This window comes from Variovorax paradoxus (assembly GCF_029919115.1).
Lineage (GTDB): Bacteria > Pseudomonadota > Gammaproteobacteria > Burkholderiales > Burkholderiaceae_C > Variovorax > Variovorax paradoxus_O.
On sequence record NZ_CP123990.1, the window covers coordinates 1 to 19,227 of the forward strand.

The 19,227-nt window shown below is 62.7% G+C and carries 11 protein-coding genes; 6 read left to right on the forward strand and 5 right to left on the reverse strand.

The annotated features are described in order from the left end of the window. Nucleotides 1-215: 215 nt before the first annotated feature. The 5 genes from otnK to QHG62_RS00025 all read right to left on the reverse strand — a co-directional run bounded on the left by otnK (nucleotide 216) and on the right by QHG62_RS00025 (nucleotide 5,726). Nucleotides 216-1,487, reverse strand: a complete 1,272-nt coding sequence (gene otnK, locus QHG62_RS00005; protein WP_281148776.1) for a 3-oxo-tetronate kinase — start codon at nucleotides 1,485-1,487, stop codon at nucleotides 216-218. Between the two features lie 3 nt (nucleotides 1,488-1,490). Continuing rightward, nucleotides 1,491-2,510 carry a D-erythronate dehydrogenase gene (gene denD / locus QHG62_RS00010; protein ID WP_281148777.1) on the reverse strand — a complete coding sequence of 340 codons (1,020 nt, stop codon included), beginning with the start codon at nucleotides 2,508-2,510 and terminating at the stop codon, nucleotides 1,491-1,493. Nucleotides 2,511-2,528: 18 nt separating this feature from the next. Then, the gene (gene ltnD / locus QHG62_RS00015; protein ID WP_348638697.1) at nucleotides 2,529-3,473 is read right to left on the reverse strand and encodes an L-threonate dehydrogenase; all 945 of its coding nucleotides are present in this window, start codon (nucleotides 3,471-3,473) and stop codon (nucleotides 2,529-2,531) included. Further along, on the reverse strand, nucleotides 3,473-4,801 hold the full coding sequence (locus tag QHG62_RS00020) for an MFS transporter (protein WP_432445565.1): 1,329 nt from the start codon (nucleotides 4,799-4,801) through the stop codon (nucleotides 3,473-3,475). Before QHG62_RS00020 ends, ltnD begins: the two co-directional genes overlap by 1 nt. 148 nt (nucleotides 4,802-4,949) lie before the next feature. After that, nucleotides 4,950-5,726 (reverse strand): FadR/GntR family transcriptional regulator, encoded by a 777-nt coding sequence (locus QHG62_RS00025; RefSeq protein WP_281148779.1) that lies wholly within the window; start codon nucleotides 5,724-5,726, stop codon nucleotides 4,950-4,952. 270 nt (nucleotides 5,727-5,996) lie between these two features. On the opposite strand from QHG62_RS00025, the gene QHG62_RS00030 reads away from it, so the two are divergent. From QHG62_RS00030 to QHG62_RS00055, 6 genes are all read left to right on the forward strand, one after another. Further along, a complete protein-coding gene (locus QHG62_RS00030) occupies nucleotides 5,997-15,227 on the forward strand; it encodes a polymorphic toxin-type HINT domain-containing protein (RefSeq protein WP_281148780.1) in 9,231 nt (3,076 codons plus the stop codon). A 13-nt stretch (nucleotides 15,228-15,240) separates the two neighbouring features. Continuing rightward, entirely contained in the window at nucleotides 15,241-15,702 is a 462-nt protein-coding gene (locus QHG62_RS00035) for a hypothetical protein (RefSeq protein ID WP_281148781.1), read from the forward strand. A 38-nt stretch (nucleotides 15,703-15,740) separates the two neighbouring features. Continuing rightward, nucleotides 15,741-16,115, forward strand: coding sequence for a hypothetical protein (locus QHG62_RS00040; protein ID WP_281148782.1), 375 nt, complete (start codon nucleotides 15,741-15,743; stop codon nucleotides 16,113-16,115). A 276-nt stretch (nucleotides 16,116-16,391) separates the two neighbouring features. Next, entirely contained in the window at nucleotides 16,392-16,775 is a 384-nt protein-coding gene (locus QHG62_RS00045; RefSeq protein ID WP_281148783.1) for a hypothetical protein, read from the forward strand. 120 nt (nucleotides 16,776-16,895) lie between these two features. Then, nucleotides 16,896-18,599 (forward strand): ShlB/FhaC/HecB family hemolysin secretion/activation protein, encoded by a 1,704-nt coding sequence (locus QHG62_RS00050; RefSeq protein ID WP_281151838.1) that lies wholly within the window; start codon nucleotides 16,896-16,898, stop codon nucleotides 18,597-18,599. Between the two features lie 7 nt (nucleotides 18,600-18,606). Next, nucleotides 18,607-19,224, forward strand: coding sequence for a CC0125/CC1285 family lipoprotein (locus tag QHG62_RS00055; protein WP_432445637.1), 618 nt, complete (start codon nucleotides 18,607-18,609; stop codon nucleotides 19,222-19,224). The last annotated feature ends 3 nt before the right edge of the window (nucleotides 19,225-19,227 follow it).

The following is a 19,227-nucleotide window of genomic DNA, read 5'->3' on the forward strand; positions in this document are numbered from 1 at the left end:
GGGCTGCGCCCCTCCTCCTTTATTTCGCTGCGCGGAGCACCCGATGCCCTGTGCACTTGGGCACGCTCGTGGTGAACCGCTGATCAACGACTGCTCTGGAGAAATAAAGGAGGAGGCCGCAGGCCGGGGGACATTCGCGGAGAAAGGTACCCCGTCGGCGGGTGCGCACCCCGAACGCACGGGAGCGCGCCCTGAACAAGTACCCGGCATGCAATTCATCCCAGCACTGTAAATGCCTTGGTGAAGAAATCATCCCCCCCAAAGTTGCCAGACTTGAGCGCAATGTGCACCGACGTGCCTTCCGCCACATCGGTGCGGGCATGGCACCACGGCACGCCGGGATCGATCTGCGGACCGATCTGCATCTGTGCAATGCCCAACGCCTGCACGCATGCGCCCGAGGTTTCGCCGCCCGCCACTACAAGCTGGCGCACACCGCGTTCGACCAAGCCGCGCGCAATGGCGGCGATGGTGCGCTCGACCATGGCACCGGCCTCTTCGACGCCGAGCCGGCCCTGCACCGACTTGACAGCGCCCGCCTCGGCTGTGGAGTAGACGAGCACTGGCTGCTTGCCGACGAGAGGTGTTGCCCATTCGAGGGTCTCCGCAGCCACATCGACGCCTGCGGCAATGCGCAGCGGATCGATGGCCAGTGCCGCGCCGCCGCGCTGGATGAAGTCGAGCACCTGCCGGTTGGTGGCCAATGAGCAACTGCCTGACACCACGGCACGCAATCCGCCCGCGGCTGGCAGCGCGCTGGATTGCGAGGAGGGGGCAAGGCCGAAGTTGGCGGGCAAGCCGATGGCGACGCCTGAACCGGCGGTGACCAGCGGCATCTTGGCGATGGCCGGGCCGAGCCGCAGCAGGTCGTTGTTCGACACCGCGTCGACGATCGCGATCGACACGCCCTCGCCTTTCAGCTCTTCGATGCGCTCTGTAATGGCCGCTGCGCCGCGCGCGACCACCGCATGGTCGATGAGGCCTACCTTGCGCTTGCACTGCGCCTGCAGCACGCGCACGAGGTTCGGGTCGGTCATGGGCGTGAGCGGATGGTTCTGCATGCCGCTCTCATTGAGCAACACGTCCCCCGCGAACAGGTAGCCCTTGAACACGGTTCGCTTGTTGTCGGGGAAGGCCGGCGTGGCAATGGTGAAGCCGCATTGCAGCGCGTCCATGAGCGCTTCGGTCACCGGGCCGATGTTGCCCTGCGGCGTGCTGTCGAAGGTGGAGCAGTACTTGAAGTAGATCTGCTGCGCGCCCTGCGCCTGCAGCCAACGCAGCGCGGCGAGTGACTGCTCGATGGCTTCGGCCGGTGCGATGGTGCGCGACTTGAGCGCGACCACCACGGCATCGACTTCAGCGTCGAGCGGCGTGGCGGGCACGCCGATGGCTTGCACCACGCGCATGCCGGCGCGCACGAGGTTGTTGGCCAGGTCGGTGGCGCCGGTGAAGTCGTCGGCAATGCAGCCGAGCAGCAGCTTGGGCATTGCTCAGTCCTTTGCGGCCACGGCCAACTTTACGGCCTGCGTGTTCTCGCGCACGTAGTCGCGCAAGATGGCGTCGAAGCTCGCGTCGGCCTTCAGGCCCAGCGCCTCGGCGCGCGCCGCATGAATGCGGCTGGGCCAGCTGGTCACGATCTTGGCGATGTTCGCATCGGGCTCCCAGTCGATCAGCGACGTGGCCTCTTTGCCGGCGATGCGCTCGAGCGCATCTGCCATTTCGCGCACGGTGGTCGTCAAGGCCGGCAGGTTGACCGCGGTGCGCGCACCCCACTCGGCAGCGCTGGCCGTGGCCGCGCGGATGATGCCCGCGACGGTGTTGCCGGGCGATGCAAGGGCAACGGCTGTCTCGGGCGCCACCGGGCAGCGCGCGCGTTCGCCGGCCAGCGGCTCGCGCAGCACGCCGCTCAGGAAGCTGGAGGCCGCGCCGTTGGGCCGGCCGGGGCGCACCGACACCGTCATGAGCCGCACGTTGCGGCCCTGCACGAAGCCCTTGCGCGTGAAGTCGGCCACAAGCTGCTCGCCGATGAACTTCTGGATGCCGTAGCTGTTCTGCGGCGTCGGCAGCGTGGTGTCTTCGATCACTTCGGGCAGGCGCTGCTCGGGCGAATCGCCGAAGACCGCAACCGAGCTGGAGAACACGAACACCGGCGCGTGGCCCGCGCGGCGGCAGGCTTCGAGCAGCGCGCGCGTGGTGTCCAGGTTGCTGCGCATGCCCAGGTCGAAGTCGGCCTCGCATTCGCCGCTCACTGCGGCGGCAAGGTGGAACACGGCATGCGTGTCGGCCAGCGGCAGCACGCCGCTCACGGCCTGCTCGTACAGGTCGCCTTGCACAAAGTGCACGCGGCCATCGGCTTGCAGGTCTGCGGGCGGCGGCACGCGGTCGGCCAGCGTGATGCGCGCGACGGGCTGGACCACGCCTCCGGCCAGCGCCAGCGGGCCACCCGAGAGCAGCGTGCGCGCGAGCCGCGCACCGACAAAACCGCAACCTCCGGTGATGAGAATATTCATGATGCTTGTCTTCCTTGTTCAGGCTTTCTTGTCGGCAGCCGGCAGTTCGATGCCGGGAAAAATCTTGATGACCGCGCTGTCGTCTTCGCGCGCAAAACCCGCGGTAGACGCCTGCATGAACATCTGGTGCGCAGTGGACGAGAGCGGCAGCGGAAACTTGCTGGTGCGCGCCACGTCGAGCACCAGGCCCAGGTCCTTTACGAAGATGTCAACGGCCGAGAGCGGCGTGTAGTCGCCCGCCAGCACGTGCGCCATGCGGTTCTCGAACATCCAGCTGTTGCCCGCGCTGTGCGTGATCACCTCGTACAGCGCAGCCGGGTCCACGCCTTCGCGCAGGCCTAGCGCCATGGCCTCGGCCGCTGCGGCAATGTGCACGCCCGCTAGCAACTGGTTGATGACCTTGACCTTGCTGCCCGCCCCTGCGCGGTCTCCAAGACGATAAACCTTGGCGGCCATGGCGTCGAGCACCGCGCCGGCCTTTTCATAGGCCGCGGGCGTGCCGGCGGTCATCATCGTCATCTGGCCGCTCGCGGCCTTGGCGGCGCCACCGGAAATCGGCGCGTCGAGGTACAGGATGCCCTGCGCGGCCAGGCGCGCTTCGAGCGCGACCGACCAGTTCGGATCGACGGTGGAGCACATCACGAACAGGCTGCCGGGCTTCATCGACGCCGCGCAGCCGGGCGTGGTGCCGTCGCCGAACAGCACCGACTCGGTCTGCGCCGCATTGACGACCACGGAAACCACGATGTCGCACTGCGCGCCAAGCGCGGCCAGTGTGTCGCAGGCCACGCCGCCGTCGCGCGCAAAGGCGTGGGCCACGTCCAGGCGCACGTCGAAAACGTGCGGCTCGTAGCCCGCGCGGCGCAGCGATTGCGCCATGCCGCTGCCCATGGCGCCCAGCCCCACCAGGCCGACCACGGGTGTGTTGTTGGTGTTGAAAGTCATGTCAGGGGTTCTTTCGATCAGCGATTCACGAGCTGCTTGGGCGTGAGCCACACGCCAATGGCCCCAAGCACCAGCGCTGCGGCCAGCACGTACATGCCGATCTGCGTGCTGCCGGTGAGGTCTTTCAGGTAGCCGATGAGATAGGGACTGACGAAGCCCGCGAGGTTGCCCACCGAGTTGATGACCGCAATGCCCGCGGCCGCCGCCGTGCTCGAAAGAAAGGCGGTGGGCAGCGACCAGAACAGCGGCGCGCAGGTGAGCACGCCGGCTGCGGCAAGCGAGAGGAATGCGAGCGACACGACCGTATTCTGCGTGTACGAGGCCGCCACCGTGAAGCCGATGGCGCCCATCAGCGCGGGCACGATCAGGTGCCAGCGGCGCTCCTGCCGGCGGTCGGCGCTGCGGCCGAAAAGGTTCATCGCGACGATGGCACAGATGAACGGAATGGCGCTCAACAGGCCGATGTGCAGGTTGCCTTTGACGCCCGTGGCCTTGACCAGCGTGGGCAGCCAGAAGGTGAGCGCGTATTGCCCCATGACGAAGGCGAAGTAGATCAGCGCCATCCACCACACGCGCGCATCGCGGAACATGGCGCCCACCGAGTGCGGCCCCTTGGCGCCGTGCGCCTGGTCGCGTTCGACCTCGCGTTGCAGCAGGCGCTTTTCTTCGGGGTCGAGCCAGCGCGCCTGCTGGATGCCGTTGTCCAGGTAGACCAGCACCATCACGCCGACGATCACGGCCGGAATCGCTTCGATGATGAACATCCACTGCCAGCCCTCCATCGACGACACGCCGTGGAAGGCATCCATGATCCAGCCCGAGAGCGGATTGCCGAAGATGCCCGCCACCGGAATGGCCGACATGAAGACCGCGATGATGCGCGCGCGCCGATGCGCCGGGTACCAGTGGGTGAGGTACAGGATCACGCCGGGGTAGAAGCCCGCCTCCGCCACGCCGAGCAGAAAACGCAGGATGTAGAAGCTGGTCGGTGTTTCCACAAAAACGAAGCACGCCGAAAGCATGCCCCAGGTGATCATGATTCGCGCAATCCAGATTCGCGCGCCCACCCGGTTGAGCAGCAGGTTGCTCGGCACCTCGAACAGGAAGTAGCCGAGAAAGAAGATGCCGGCGCCCAGGCCGAACACCGTTTCGCTGAAGCCGAGGTCTTGCCCCATCTGCAGCTTGGCGAATCCCACGTTCACCCGGTCGAGATACGCGACCACGTAGCAGAGCATCAGAAAGGGAACGAGGCGCCAGAACACCTTGGTGTAGGCACGCTTCTCGAGCGCGCCATCGGCCTGCATGTCGGCAGTGGCAACCAAGGGTGCCTGGAGTGTCGAATTCATTGGAAGGTCCGTTTTGGATGAGGAACCGGGGTCGTGCGGATTGCTTCTTCTGCGCCGCCGCCCCTTGATTTATCAGGTCATCATACAAATTTGAACCAGCCAGCCCGCTTCGGGTAAACCCGCAAACTACACCTCGTTTCCTTTCTGCTTATTTGCCGACGGGCCAGCCTTCGACCAGCGGCCGCGCGAGTTGCGCGCCCTCCTGCTGCCAGAAGGCAGGGTCGGCCTGTTCGATGCGGCGAATGGCGTTGTCCATGTGGGACTTGGCGGCCTCCCGGGCGCGCAGCGGGTCGCCGGCCTCGATGGCTTCCACGATCTGCGCGTGCTCCTGCGCCACCTCGCGCGCAAAGTCTGCGCGGCGCGCTTCGTTGGCGCGCGTGACACGCGTGGCGCCATGCAGAAACTGCCGCAGGTACTGCAGCGTGCCGATCAGAAAGGGATTGCGCGCGGCCTCGGCAATGGCGCGGTGAAAGCGCACGTCTTCATCCGCGCCGTTGCCGCCGGCCGCCACCGCGGCGTGCAGCGCCTCGATGGCATCGCGGATGCGCTGCACGTCTTCAGGCGTGCGCCGCTCGGCGGCCAGCGCGGCCACTTCGGCTTCGAGCGCGCGGCGCAGCTCGACCATCTGGATCACCGCCTCGCGCGAGGCCACATGCGGCATCTCGAAGCGCAGCGGCTCAACCCCGGCCGCGCGCACATACACGCCGCTGCCTTGGCGCGAATCGAGCAGCCCCAGCGACTTGAGCCGCGAAACCGCTTCGCGCACCACTGTGCGGCTCACGCCGAACTGCTCGGCCAGTGCGGACTCGGTCGGAAGCCTGTCGCCTTCCGACAAACGCCCGCTGCGCACTTCGGCCGCCAGCGCATCGGCCACCTGGTCGGCAAGGCGAACTGTGGGAGCGACGGATTGAAATCGTGCGGTCATGACGCGTGTGGCGGTGGGCTGCGACTCTAACGCAGGCTCTTGCGCTGAACTCCTAGAACTTACGGGTTACACACGATTGACGAGTGTTGTTCTGATGCTCTTTGCACGTGTGAAAAATCTGACGATTCCTCTGCCTATCTGCGCTCTTCCATTGATTTTGACATTCGTTAACTCTTTGTAACGAGAAAATCGCATGCGTCGGCATCGGTGCCGGCGGTTAGCACGCCCTCCTGAGGGGCGTGCATTGCTGTCACGCAGAGAGATCAGGGAATGAATAAAAATTTGCACCGCATTGTGTTCAATGCGAAGCGCGGGCTCCGCATGGTCGTTCAAGAAACGGCCAAGAGCACGGGCAAAGGCACGTCCAAGGCCACCACCGATGCCGGCGGCGCAATTGCCGCAGGTGCGGCAGCCCTGGCGCCCATGGTCGTGGGCGCAGCGCTCGCGGGCATGCTCTCGGCCTCACCCGCCCAAGCCCAGATCGTCGGCGCGCCCAACGTTCCCGCCAACCTGCGCCCCACCGTGATGGTCGCGCCCAACGGCGTGCCGCTCATCAACATCCAGACGCCCAGCGCCGCGGGCGTCTCGCGCAACGTGTACCAGCAGTTCAACGTGGCGCCCAACGGCGCCATCCTGAACAACAGCCGCACCAACGTGCAGAGCCAGCTCGGTGGGTTCGTCCAAGGCAATCCGTATCTCGCGACCGGCCCCGCGCGCATCATCCTCAACGAAGTGAACGGCGGCAGCCCGAGCCAACTGCGCGGGTACATCGAAGTGGCGGGTCAGCGTGCCGAGGTGGTCATCGCCAATCCTGCAGGCATCAGCATCGATGGAGTCGGCTTCATCAATGCATCGCGCGCCACGCTGACCACGGGCACGCCGCAGTTCAATGCCATTGGCGGCCTCGACAGCTTTCTGGTGCGCGGCGGCACCGTCACCATCGACGGGGCCGGCTTGGACGCCAGCAAGACGGACTACGCCGCGATTCTTGCGCGTGCGGTCGAGGCCAACGCGGGCATCTGGGCCAACGAGCTGAAGGTGGTGACGGGTGCGAACACCGTCAGCGCCGACCACAGCCAGGTCACGCCCACCAGCGGCACCGGCACGGCGCCCACCTTTGCGCTGGACGTGGCCGCGCTCGGCGGCATGTACGCCGGCAAGATCACGCTCATCGGCACCGAGGCCGGGCTGGGCGTGCGCAATGCCGGCACGATCCAGGCTGCACCCGGCGCCACTGCGCTGATGGGTGCGGGCCAGCTGGTGGTGACCAGCGCCGGGCGCCTGGAGAACATCGGAACCCTCCAGGCCACCGCCGATGCGAACCTGGCGGCAACGGGCATGGCCAACAGCGGCCGCGTAGTCAGCGGCGGCAACCTCAAGATCACGACGCAGGGCGACCTGGCCAATGCATTGAACGGCACCGGCGGCACGCTCGAAGGCGCGCGGCTGGAGCTGGCCAGCACGGCGGGCGACATCGACAACCGCGGCGGCACCATCCGCCAGACCAGCAGCACCGGCTTGGCGCTGAGCGCGCCCGCTTTGAGCAACACCAGCGGCGGCGTCATCGGCGCGGAGCCCGTGGCGGCTGCGCCGGCCACGCCCGACGCCGGAACCGGCGGCGGCACGGGCACAGGAACTGGCACAGGCGGCACCACCAGCCCGACCACGCCGACCGCAGGCACCGGCACGGATACCGGCTCCGGCGGCACCATCACGCCCGCCCCGTACGTGCCGCCGTCGCCGGGTGCGATCACCGCCGCGGGCACGATCCGCAACGACGGCGGCAAGATCTACGCTGGCGGGCCCATCAGCCTGCAGAGCGCGAACATCAACAACAACGGCGGCACCTTGAACGTCGCCAGCATGGCCGTGAGCCAGCCGACGTTCGACAACCACGGCGGCACGCTGAACGTCAGCAACGGCTTCAGCGCCAATGTCGATCGCTTCGACAACACCGGCGGCACGCTGAACGCGGGCAGCCTGAACATCACCACGACCGGCGACCTGGTCAATATCGATGGCAAGCTGACCAGCGCCACCGACGCCACGCTCACGGTGGGCGGCCAGGCCGACAACACGCGCGGAACGATCTCGGCAACGGGCGCGCTGACGGCCAATGTGGCGGGCGCGGTGAACAACACCGGCGGCACTCTTGCTACCAACCAAGGCCTGACGCTCAGCACCGGCTCGCTGGATAACACGCAAGGCAGCGTCCAGTCGGCGCAGTCCAGCGTGCAACTGGCGGTCAGAAATCAACTGGCCAACGGCGGCACGGGCTCCATCAACGCGGCCACCGATCTGGGCATCCAGGCGGGTTCGCTCACGAATGGCGGCACGCTGCGCGGTGCCAACGATGTGAATGTCGCGGTCGACGGTGCGCTGATCAACGACGGCAGCATCACGGCAGGCCGCAATACGACCATCACGGCCGCGAGCGTGCGAAGCGGCAGCACCAGCGTGCTCGGCGCCGGCATCCAGAGCGACGGCAATCTCGCCAGCGCACCCGGTGCACAAGGCTCCCTGAGCGTGACCTCCACCGGTGCCCTCGTTGCCAACGGCACCAACCTCGCAGCGGGCGATGCTGCCCTGCAAGGCGCGAGCGTCGACATCTCCGGGAAACAGACCAGCGCCGCCAACATCGCCATCGTCGCGACGCAAGGGGACGTGAACACCAGCGACGCCGTGGTCACCACGCCCGGTACGTTGAGCATCACGGCCGCAGGAGCGCTGTCGAACGTCAAGGGCACGCTGGGCTCCAATGGCGGGACCATCGTCAACGCCGCGAGCCTCGACAACACATCCGGAGCGATTGCCGCTGTGGCGGGAGACCTTCACGTCACGACGACCGGCACGACCGACAACACGTCTGGCAGCCTGCTGGCTGCGGGCGGAGTCGTGCTTGCGAACAGCCTCTTAACGAACACCGACGGCAAGGTCAGCGGCAACCGCCTTGCCATCGACACGAACAAGGGCGCGTTGGACAACACACGCGGAACCCTGACTGCAGGCAGCACCGTCGGCGTGAACTCCGGTGCGCTCACCAACGACGCCGGACTGATTCAATCCGGCGGCGCAATGACCATCGACACGCATGGCGGAGCTTTGGTCAACACGAACGCTGCAGGATATGCAAACGGCCAAGGCGGCATCGTCAGCGCTGACACTGTACGCATTGCTACAGGTGCCGCAGACGGTTATTACGGCCGCGTGGACAATAGGGCCGGCTTCATCGGCTCAAAAAATTCCCTCGTCGTTGACAGCGGCGAGTTCGTCAACGGCAATGCCGGCTTGGTGCTGGGCCAATCTACGTTGGCCATCGACACCCACGGCGCCGCCTACGACAACCGGAGTGGGCAGACGCTGGCGGTCGATGACCTTGGCATCAGCGCCGGCAACCTCTTCAACGCGGGCGGTCTGATCCGCTCGACGAAGACGACCACGCTGAGCGCCGGAAGCCTCGACAACACAGCCACCTCGGGCATCGATCAGGGCATCGAAGGCCAGAACGTTGCGATCACGGCGGTCGCCGTCGACAACACGTTGGGGACGGTCCGCGCCAATGCGAACGCGACCTTGACCAGTACCGGGCGCATCGAGAACGGCACCGGCGGGCTGATCTCCGCAGGCGACACGCTGACCCTCGCCGATCCCAATGCGGGTACGGCGAGCGCGAAGGCCTTGAAGATAATCAATGCGGGCACCCTGCTGGCCGGCAATACGCTCATCATGGATGCGGCGTCGCTCGCCAGCGGCGGCAAGCTGCTCTCCCAAGGCAACATGTACCTTGCCTTGACGCAAGACGTCGCAATGGCTTCGGGCAGCGAGACCATCGCCAACCGGGACCTGGGCATCACCACCAGCGGCAACATTTCCAACAGCGGCCGGATCGCCGCAGGCAAGGATTTGTCGCTGTCGGCCACGAACATCGACAACACCGCCACTGGCGACATTCAGGGCACCACCACCCGTTTGAGCGCCAGCGGCACTGTGACCAACCGCGGAGTGATCGATGGCGTGGTGACGCGCGTTGACGCAGGGACTCTCGACAACGTGGGCACCGGCCGCATTTATGGCGACCATGTTTCCATCGGTGCCGGTACGCTCAACAATCTCGCCGAAACCATCAACGGCACCACCACCGCTGCGACGATTGCCGCGCGTGGGCGCCTGGACATCGGCGCCACCACCGTCAGCAACCGCGATGGTTCACTGATCTTCAGCGACGGCGACCTCGCTATCGGCGGCAGCCTCGACGCCGCAGGCCGTGCCACGGGATCGGCCACCACCCTGAACAACCACGCCGCAACCATTGAGGCGACTCGCAACGTCGACATCAACACGAGCGTGCTGAACAACACCAATGGCGGCGCGACCTGGACCCTGGAGCCCGGCTCGAGCCAGCACGTCGTCGAATATTCGCTCCCCGGCAGCAGCGTGCGCTATGCGGCGAGCGAGGTGCTCTTCAGCATCGGTGGCTTCCAGCAGTTCCCCGACACCGGCTGGAACGGCTGGGCCGCCGTACCCGCCACCAACCCACAAGGGCCCGGCAGCAACGCCAACATGCGTCTGCTGATCCCGTCGCCCGAGTATCCCCTCGAGAAGTTCCGTGCTTACTACATGCGAAGCCCGGCCAGCAGCCATGACCGGACGGTCCAAGAGTGCACGGTCGGGGAAGACAGCACCTGCACCGGAGTGACCGTCCCTGGCGCTTGGTACTTGCGCACCGATCCGATCTGGGCGACCTTCGGCGTGACGCCGCCCGCGGAGGAGGTGCCCGCGGACTTCATCGGCTGGCGCTACCCCGACGTCACGGTGGGACAGGCAGGCATCACAAGCTGGGACAGCAGCGAGCCTCCGCACGAAGTGTTTACGCCTTTCGACCATCCGGTCACGCAGGCCGAGTACGACCGGTGGCAGGCCTATCGCGCGGCACACAAGAAGCTGGATGAAGCCACGCTGAAATTCATCTACACCATGACGGGGCACACGTCGCTCACAGATCCCAGCGACTACAAGCCCACGCGCATGTCGTCCATCTACGACGCGTACGACTACACCGTGACCTCGTCCACGCCGGTGCTCCAAAGTTCCAAGCCGGCGAAGATCCTCGCGGGCGGCACGATGAACATCGCCGTGGGCAGCGGCGTCAACGACATGAGCCAGATCCTCGCCGGTGGCGCACTGACGGTCACCGGCGGCACGATCCAGAACGTCGGCCTGACGGTCGATGCGCCCACCGTGCAGAAAGGGATCACGCTCCACAGCTACATCAACGAGCACGACTTCGGGAGCGACGAGCGGGTCTACCAGCTAGCGCCGTACAACCTCACGACCAACTCCACCGTCACGCTCGCAGCGGCACGCCAGCAAGGCAATGTGGCGTTCGCGGGCAGTGGAGCCGGCACCGGCACGCTGACGCGAGGCCAGACCGATACCGGCGCCCAAGGCGCGGGCGACGTATCTGCCGGCGCGCGTGTCAATCCGATCATCCAGGTTCCCTCGGCCGCAGGGCCGAGCGGAACCGCAGGTACTGCTGGAACCGCACCCACCGTCGTTCGCACCACTGTGCCCAACGCCACGGTACCGACCGCCAGCCTGTTCACCACGCATCCTGAATCGTCCAGCCGCTATCTGATCGAGACGGACCCACGCTTTGCCAGCTACCGCAACTGGCTGTCCAGCGACTATCTGCTGAACAACCTCGGCCTGGACCCCAACAACACGCTCAAACGCCTGGGTGACGGTTTCTACGAGCAGCGGCTGATCCGTGAACAGGTGGCGCAGTTGACCGGCTTCCGCTACCTGAGTGGCTTCGAGAGCGACGAAGCGCAGTACACGGCGCTGATGAACGCCGGGGCAACGTTCGCCAAGCAGTACGGCTTGCGCCCGGGAATCGCCCTGACAGACGCGCAAATGGCGCAGCTCACCAGCGACATCGTCTGGCTGGTCGAGCAGACCGCCACCTTGCCAGACGGCAGCACCCAACGCGTGTTGGTACCCCAGGTCTACGTGCATGTGAAGGCAGGCGACATCGACGGCTCGGGCGCGCTGCTGTCGGGCCGCAGCGTGAACATGCAGTTCACAGGAGACATCACGAACGACGCCGGCACCATTGCCGGACGCAACGCCGTGGTTCTTACAGGCCAGAACATCAACAATCTGGGCGGCCGGATCACCGGCGATGACGTCAGCCTCACGGCCAGGAACGACCTCAACGTTATCGGTGGCATCGTCGATGCTCGCAGCCGCCTGGCCGCGGTGGCCGGACGCGATATCAATGTGGTGACCACCACACGCGACTCTAAAAGCACCGCCGGTGCGCTCGCGCGTTCCGATGCCTCGAGCGGCGTGGACCTATCCGCCGTCACGCTGGACCGGGTCGCCGGCCTGTATGTGACCAACCCGGGGGGCAGCCTGGTGGCCGCGGCGGGGCGCGACATGAACCTGGTCGGCGCCGAAGTGAAGAGCGCAGGCGATGCGGCCCTTGTTGCCGGGCGTGACGTGAACCTCGACAGCGTCACAACCCACCGTACCGAAGACATCCGCTGGAGCAGCAGAAACACGCGCAATGAGGAGCGCAGTCAGGAAACCGGCAGCACGGTCAGCGGCGCGGGTGATGTGAACATCTCCGCCGGAAACAACATTACCGGGCGTGCTGCCACGCTGAGTGCGGGTCAAACCCTGAGCCTCGATGCGGGCGACAAGCTGACCTTGTACGCGGGTGAGAATCGGGCGACTGCCGAAACCACCCATTCCACCCGGAAGGGGCTGAGCCATTCCAGCCTAGATGCCGACAGCCAGCAGACCACCTTGGCACGCAGCACGCTTGCTGGGAAAGACATCCAGCTGCGAAGTGGCGGCGACATGACGCTCAGCGCCATCGAAGCCAATGCCCAGACCCTCGACATCGAGGCTGGCGGCAGGCTCAACCTGCTCACGCAGAAGACGACGAGCGCGGCCAGTCGCACGGAGAACGACGGCGACGGGGCCTGGGTCTCGGCCAAGGGGAGTGGCCAGGCTGACGAAACCAGCCAATACAACCTGTTCAATGTCCAGAACCTGACCATCAAGGCCAACGGAGGGGTGACTGCGCAGCTGGGACAGAACGACAGCCTCGCTGCTTTGGGCCAGCAGCCCGGCATGGCTTGGGTGAATCAACTTGCGTCCGACCCAGCCTTCGCCAACAGCGTCGAATGGCAGCGCGTGCAGGAAGAGCACAAGAAGTGGGCTTACAGCCAGACCAGCCTGGGGCCGGTGGCGGCCCTTGTCGTCAGTGTAGTGGTCGGTATGGTGGCCGGGCCTGTGGCTGCCCAGGCCGGGACTGCTGCCAGCGGTGCTGCGGCTGGAGCAGGCATGGGCGCGACCGCGTCTGCAGGTGTGGGCGCCGCAGTGCAAGCCGGCGTCACCGCCCTGGCCAGCCGGGCCGCGGTGAGCTTCGTCAACAACAACGGTGACATCGGCAAGGTGCTCGAGGAGTTGGGCAGCAGCGAGGGTGTAAAGAGCATCGCCACGGCAATGGTCACCGCGGGCGTGCTTCAGGGGCTGAGCGAGGTCTTGCCAGACAACCTTGCTAACGCGACCAACGGCTCGGCGAAGTTCACGGATCAGTTGCAGCGCCAACTTATTGACGGCGCGGCTAGCGCGGTGGTGCGCAGTGCTATCAATGGAACCAGCCTGGAAGACGAACTGCGTTCGGGGTTGACGGATGCGATTTTGAATACGGTTGCAGCCCAAAGCGCGGATGGCATTGGAGGGTTGAAGTACTACGGGGACATCAACGGCTTCACGCAGAACGTCCTTCACGCCATTGCAGGGTGCGCCGTCGGCGCCGCGCGTGCAGACAGTTCGAGCGGCTGCGGTGCAGGGGCGCTGGGTGCAGTCATCGGTGAACTCACGGCCAACGCGTTCGGACGTGATGAATACGGCAATGTCAGGCCGGGGGCAGTCGAGATGACCCAAGTGCTCGCCGCTATCGGAGGCGCGGTAGCCGGGCTCGATGCCGAGGGCATCAACATCGCTGCAGCCTCAAGTGCCAATGCGGCTATCAACAATGCCTTGAGCAACCGCGGTGCGACCAAATTGATGAGCGACCTGCGTGCGTGTTCCAGCGGGACTAACAAGAGTTGCGATGTCGAGAAGTTGCGGAAGGAGATGACGCTAGACGCCGAAAAGCAGACAGCGCGCATTGAACGCGATTGCGGCACTGGAGGCAGCTTGAACCAATGCATGGGAACGTCCACTACAGCGAGTCACAACTTGCAGAGGCTCACGGAAGCCTACTTCTATGCGGACACGCCAGAGAAAAAGGCGCTGGTGAACGGTCTGATCGACCAGCAACTCACGGACATGACCAAGATGTACGAGACGTTGGAGAAACAGCATTCCGCAGCAGGTGCGGGCGAGCTGTTGAAGGCAGCGATCGTCGGTGCACTGCCATACGCTGGTATTGCTGTCGGCAGCATGGTAGGCACCAAGCTGGGAGGCACCACCGTGGCCAAGGCCCCCACCGGGGGGAAACCCTCCGGAGGTGCCACCTGCTCCTTCAGGGGTGACATGCAAGTCAAGACCCGTTCTGGCTACACCCAAATCAAGGACATTCGTGTCGGTGACAACGTCTACGCGCGCAATGAGCTCGACGGAGCCGCGGGCTATAAGAACGTGCTGGCGCAGTACAGCAATCCGTACCAAGAAACAGTCTATGTGACCACCAAAGACAAGAATGGAGAAGTGCAGGTCATCGTTTCCAATGTCATTCATCCGTTCTTTGCGCAGGTGCCGGGCACTGAGAGGGGAACGGTGCTGCCTAAGGCATCCGAAGGTCACGATTACCGGGGGCCAATCCTTCGTGCGCAATGGGTAGATGCAGCCAATTTGAAGGCGGGCTATCGCTTGCTGGGCAGCAGCGGCAGTTGGCTGGAAGTTACCCAAGTTCAACGCACAACGGAGCCGTTGAAGGCCTATAACCTGACGGTGGCGGACTTCCATACCTACTTCGTCAAGGGCGAGGAGGGGCAGGAGGGGGTTTGGGTTCACAACACATGTGCATACACGGCTGATCAGCTTCCCAACGCCCGACCGATCGGCACTCAGAATGCAAACGGGCGACAGGAATATACAGCTGTCGTCAACGAGGGGACAAGATACCAAGAAACAAGAGTTTTCTACAAAGGGGTCGATGGAAAGTACTACGACTCCTTGAAAACGTTTGATGGAAAAATGTTGGGGATAGATGGAGCCCAAACAGCCAGCAAACCCATGTGGAAAGGTGAGGGAAAATCAAGAATTGATGTGGAAAATCCAAATCCCGGGCAGCGGGCAGGACAAATTCATTATCAAGACGAAAATAATAAAAAATACTACTACGATGCAAACAAAAAGATTTTTTACAACGAAAAGTCGATGGATCCGGCGCCCAAGAAGGTGCAGGCAATGCTCGATGACAAGAGCTTCGTTAAGGGCTTAAATAAAGCGCTGAGCGTTTTGGGCGTACTGCAAGATTGACATGAAAATACGCATGAGCAAATCAATGGAGAGGTATTTCTTCGAAATAAAAGCCTCTCCGCCAACAGAGGGAGAGTTGAGGAAAAATTTTCTAACCTCTCCTCTTTTAGTTAAAGATGACTGCATTTTTTTCGAACACCTTTTGAAGCCCGATGCCGCAACTAGGTTAAATTTTCACCAATATGGGGATAGAACCGGGTGTGAAGCATCAGTTAATGGATTTCATATTGTTGATTTTTGCGGAGAAAGCTCAAATGTACTTGCGATTGCGTATGGGTTTCTTCAAGAGTTTGTCGAATTTTGGAGAAATCAATTTGACGAAGGATGCATTATTTATTTTGGGGTGATTCCCGAAGAAGAGGAATTTGGCCCCGATGTGACCTTCACGTTTCATAAAAAGCGCATTGGCGAAAATTGGATGGATTTAAAAAAAATAAAAACCGCCACAGATGCCATCATGACCATCGAAATTTAGAATGAGATTGGCATGGAAACTAGAAGATTGACTTTTTCATGACGTCAACCTATGCAGTAGGTTTGAAAATGTCAAAAAATAGAAAATTCAATATTTCTCTTTCTCCGCATAAGACAATTTATTTGGGTGAGCCCGGATGGTGTGGCAGGATTTCTTGCAACGAGCTTGAGGAATCTTTCTTCTCCCCTTCCGGATGCTGGAGTCGACTTGATTATCTAGTGCACTGGAAGACGCAACTAGAAAACCTATTGGCAGGACAATCATTTGCCAAATTAATAATTTCTTGGCGGGATTTCAAAGATTCCAATTTTATTCCCGCCTGGATTGTATTTAAGGTCGAGCAAGAATTCGCGTTGCGCAACAAGTATTTTTTCTTGATCACGAAAGAACCCCAACCTTCGAGGATTTCATGAAAGAGAAAGAAGTGCGAGAAATTTTTAATGATGATGGTCTCTTGATTTCCGAATGGAAACTGAGCAAGGAGGCGATTGAAAATTTTATCCGTACTTTGGGGATTTGAGGATGAGGCTATTGATCCTTGCAATGGAACAAAATAAAGACGTCTTTCAACAGAGCTTCGGTCCTACTCCTTTAAGCATATGAAAATATTTGCGAGCAAGCTGATGGAGCGGAATTTCTTCGACGAACGCTCAGTTCCTCACATTCCTGATCGCCTAAGGAACACCTTCTTGAGCGTACCTTTTTTTGAGACACAGGGTTGCGTGTTTTTTGATTTTCTCTTAAAGCCAGAATCGAGAGGTGAATTTAATTTTCACCGGTACGGGAATAGAACGAGGTGCGAGGCCTCGGTGAATGGTTTTCACGTGAAAGACTTCTGCGACAAAAAGGAATTGGCAATTTCTGTAGGGTTTGTTTTTCTTCATGAATTTATAAAAAAATGGAGAGCTAGCTTCGATGAAAATATTTTCATTTATTTTGGAGTAGCCGCTAAGGAAGAAGAATTCGGGCCCGATGCGACCTTCTCCTTTCACAAGAAACGCAAAAATGAAGCATGGATGGACGTGGAGGAGATAGAAGGCTTAGATGGTGCGATCATGGCTATTGAGATATAAATTAAAGCCATTTAAATTGCGAGTCGAGCGCATTAGCATTGCGTCCTCAGCGTCAGCGCCGGAAATAAAAATGAGAACTAGAAATTGAAATGCAAATTGCAAGTGGCAGTTGCTGTGGCGATGTGCCCTTTCCCTTTGTTAGCCGGGGCTCAACAACTACCGACAACCCCCCAATCCTTCGTCGAACAGCAACGCCAGCAGGAACGCGAACGCGCCCTGCGCGAGCAGAACGAGCGCACGGTCGACCAGCGCCTGCAGGCCGCGCCGCCTGCACCGGTGGCACGCATCCCCGAGACCGAAGCCTTGTGCTTCCGGATCGACCGCGTGCTCTTGGTCGGCGAGCAGGCCGAGGCCTTCCAGTGGGCGGTTTCCGATCTGTCGGGCCCTGAAGGCAACGATTCCCCCCTCGGCCGATGCCTGGGCACCACCGGCGTCAACGTCGTGCTCGCACGCGCCCAGCAGGCGGCGATCGCGCGCGGCTTCGTCACCACCCGGGTGCTGGCCGCGCCGCAGGATCTGTCCACCGGCACCCTGACCCTGTCGCTGGTGCCCGGGCGCATCGCGGCCATCCGCCTGACGCCGGATTCTTCGGCCACGCTGCTGGGCAGCGGCGCCTTGCTGGGTTCGGCCATCCCCGCACGCCCCGGTGATCTCCTGAACCTGCGCGACATCGAGCAGGGGCTGGAGAACCTCAAGCGCGCCCCCACGGCCGAGGCCGACATCCAGATCGAGCCCTCGACCGCACCCAACGCCAGGCCCGGCGACAGCGACCTGGTGGTCAAGTACGTGCAGGCCAAGAAGTGGCGCGTGGCCTTGAGCCTGGACGACAGCGGCACCAAGGTCACGGGCCGCTACCAGGCCGGTGCCACGGTGTCGATGGACAACCCGTTCGGGCTGAACGATCTGTTCTACCTGAGCGCCAACCACAGCATCAACAGCCACTTTCTCTCGGAGCCGAGCTATGGCACCGAAGGCCAGACGGTGCACTACTCGGTGCCGTACGGCTACTGGATGCTGGGGTTCACGGCCTCGAACAGCCAGTACCACCAGAGCGTGGCCGGGCTGAACCAGGACTATGTGTATGCAGGCAAGACCAACAACGCCGAGGTCAAGCTCTCGCGCCTGCTGTACCGCGACCAGAGCCGCAAGACCACGCTGGCGCTCAAGGGGTTCCGCAGGGAATCGCGCAACTTCGTGGACGACACCGAGGTCGATGTGCAGCACCGGGTGGTGGGCGGCTGGGAGCTGGGCCTGAACCACAAGGAGTTCATCGGCGAGGCCACGCTGGAGGGCACGCTGGCGTTCAAGCACGGCACGGGCGGCTTCGGTTCCATTGCGGCGCCGGAAGAAGAATTTGGTGAAGGCACCTCGCGCATGAAGCTGTACACGGCCGAGGTGAGCCTGAATGCGCCGTTCAAGCTGGGTGCGCAGAAGCTGCGCTATTCGGGGCTGATTCGCGCGCAGTGGAACCGCACGCCGTTGACGCCGCAGGACCGGTTTTCGATTGGCGGGCGCTACACGGTGCGCGGCTTCGACGGCGAGACGAGCCTGATGGGGGAGCGGGGCTGGCTGATTCGCAACGATGTTGGGTGGGCCATGGGACAGAGCGGGGCGGAACTGTACGTCGGCGCCGACTACGGGCATGTGGGCGGGCGCTCGACGGTGGATCTGCTCGGCCGCAGCCTGGCGGGTGCCGTCATTGGCGTGCGGGGGCAGTGGAGCAAGCTGAGCTATGACTTCTTCATGGGCGCGCCGATCAGCAAGCCCGAGGGGTATCGCACGGCCAGGACCACCTTTGGGTTCAATCTCAACGCGAGCTTTTGATATGTCGATGATTTGTTCAGCCAGATCTTTGTTCGTTGCAGTTGCTGCCGGAGGCGTCCTGCTTTCTGGCTGTACCAGCCTGCCGGCGACGCCGTACCGAGCGGCATCTGCGGGGGATGGCACCTACGGGTACAGCACCATGCATATCGAGGGAGACGTTTACCGGATCGACTTCTATGGATCACCGGCGACCGCTTCGCGGACGGCCAAGGCGTTCGCCTTCTATCGCGCGGCAGAGCTTGCGGGCGAACTCGGTGTGCCCGCTTTCAGGATCGTCCAAGGAGAAGTGGATCGCTCCATCCTGGACGGCAGTGATGTTTTCTCGTGGTCAGATTCGTTCCCCACGCAGCCTTTCGGCAGGCTCGCGGTAAACCGTGAGAACGCTGTCAACGCGGCAACGTTGCAAAAGGTTGCAGGAACAAGATACATCCCGATTCCGATCTATATCACCCCGCCAGGCCAAGCGCAGAGGGACGCAGACGAGAAACGGGTATCCAAGCTCACCATCCTGCGCATACAGATGCTTCAAGAACTCCCGGCATCGCTGGACGACAAGACGTTTATGACCCGGGAAGTGCTCAGCAAGCTGGGGGCGCGCATTGTGCGGGCGGCCGGTTCCACATGACCT

Coding starts and splice junctions, on each gene's coding strand:
- QHG62_RS00025 (WP_281148779.1), bottom strand. CDS start 5,726: ATGACCGCACGATTTCAATCCGTCGCTCCCACAGTTCGCCTTGCCGAC.
- otnK (WP_281148776.1), bottom strand. CDS start 1,487: ATGCCCAAGCTGCTGCTCGGCTGCATTGCCGACGACTTCACCGGCGCC.
- QHG62_RS00035 (WP_281148781.1), top strand. CDS start 15,241: ATGAGCAAATCAATGGAGAGGTATTTCTTCGAAATAAAAGCCTCTCCG.
- QHG62_RS00040 (WP_281148782.1), top strand. CDS start 15,741: ATGACGTCAACCTATGCAGTAGGTTTGAAAATGTCAAAAAATAGAAAA.
- denD (WP_281148777.1), bottom strand. CDS start 2,510: ATGAATATTCTCATCACCGGAGGTTGCGGTTTTGTCGGTGCGCGGCTC.
- QHG62_RS00020 (WP_432445565.1), bottom strand. CDS start 4,801: ATGAATTCGACACTCCAGGCACCCTTGGTTGCCACTGCCGACATGCAG.
- QHG62_RS00055 (WP_432445637.1), top strand. CDS start 18,607: ATGATTTGTTCAGCCAGATCTTTGTTCGTTGCAGTTGCTGCCGGAGGC.
- QHG62_RS00050 (WP_281151838.1), top strand. CDS start 16,896: ATGTGCCCTTTCCCTTTGTTAGCCGGGGCTCAACAACTACCGACAACC.
- QHG62_RS00030 (WP_281148780.1), top strand. CDS start 5,997: ATGAATAAAAATTTGCACCGCATTGTGTTCAATGCGAAGCGCGGGCTC.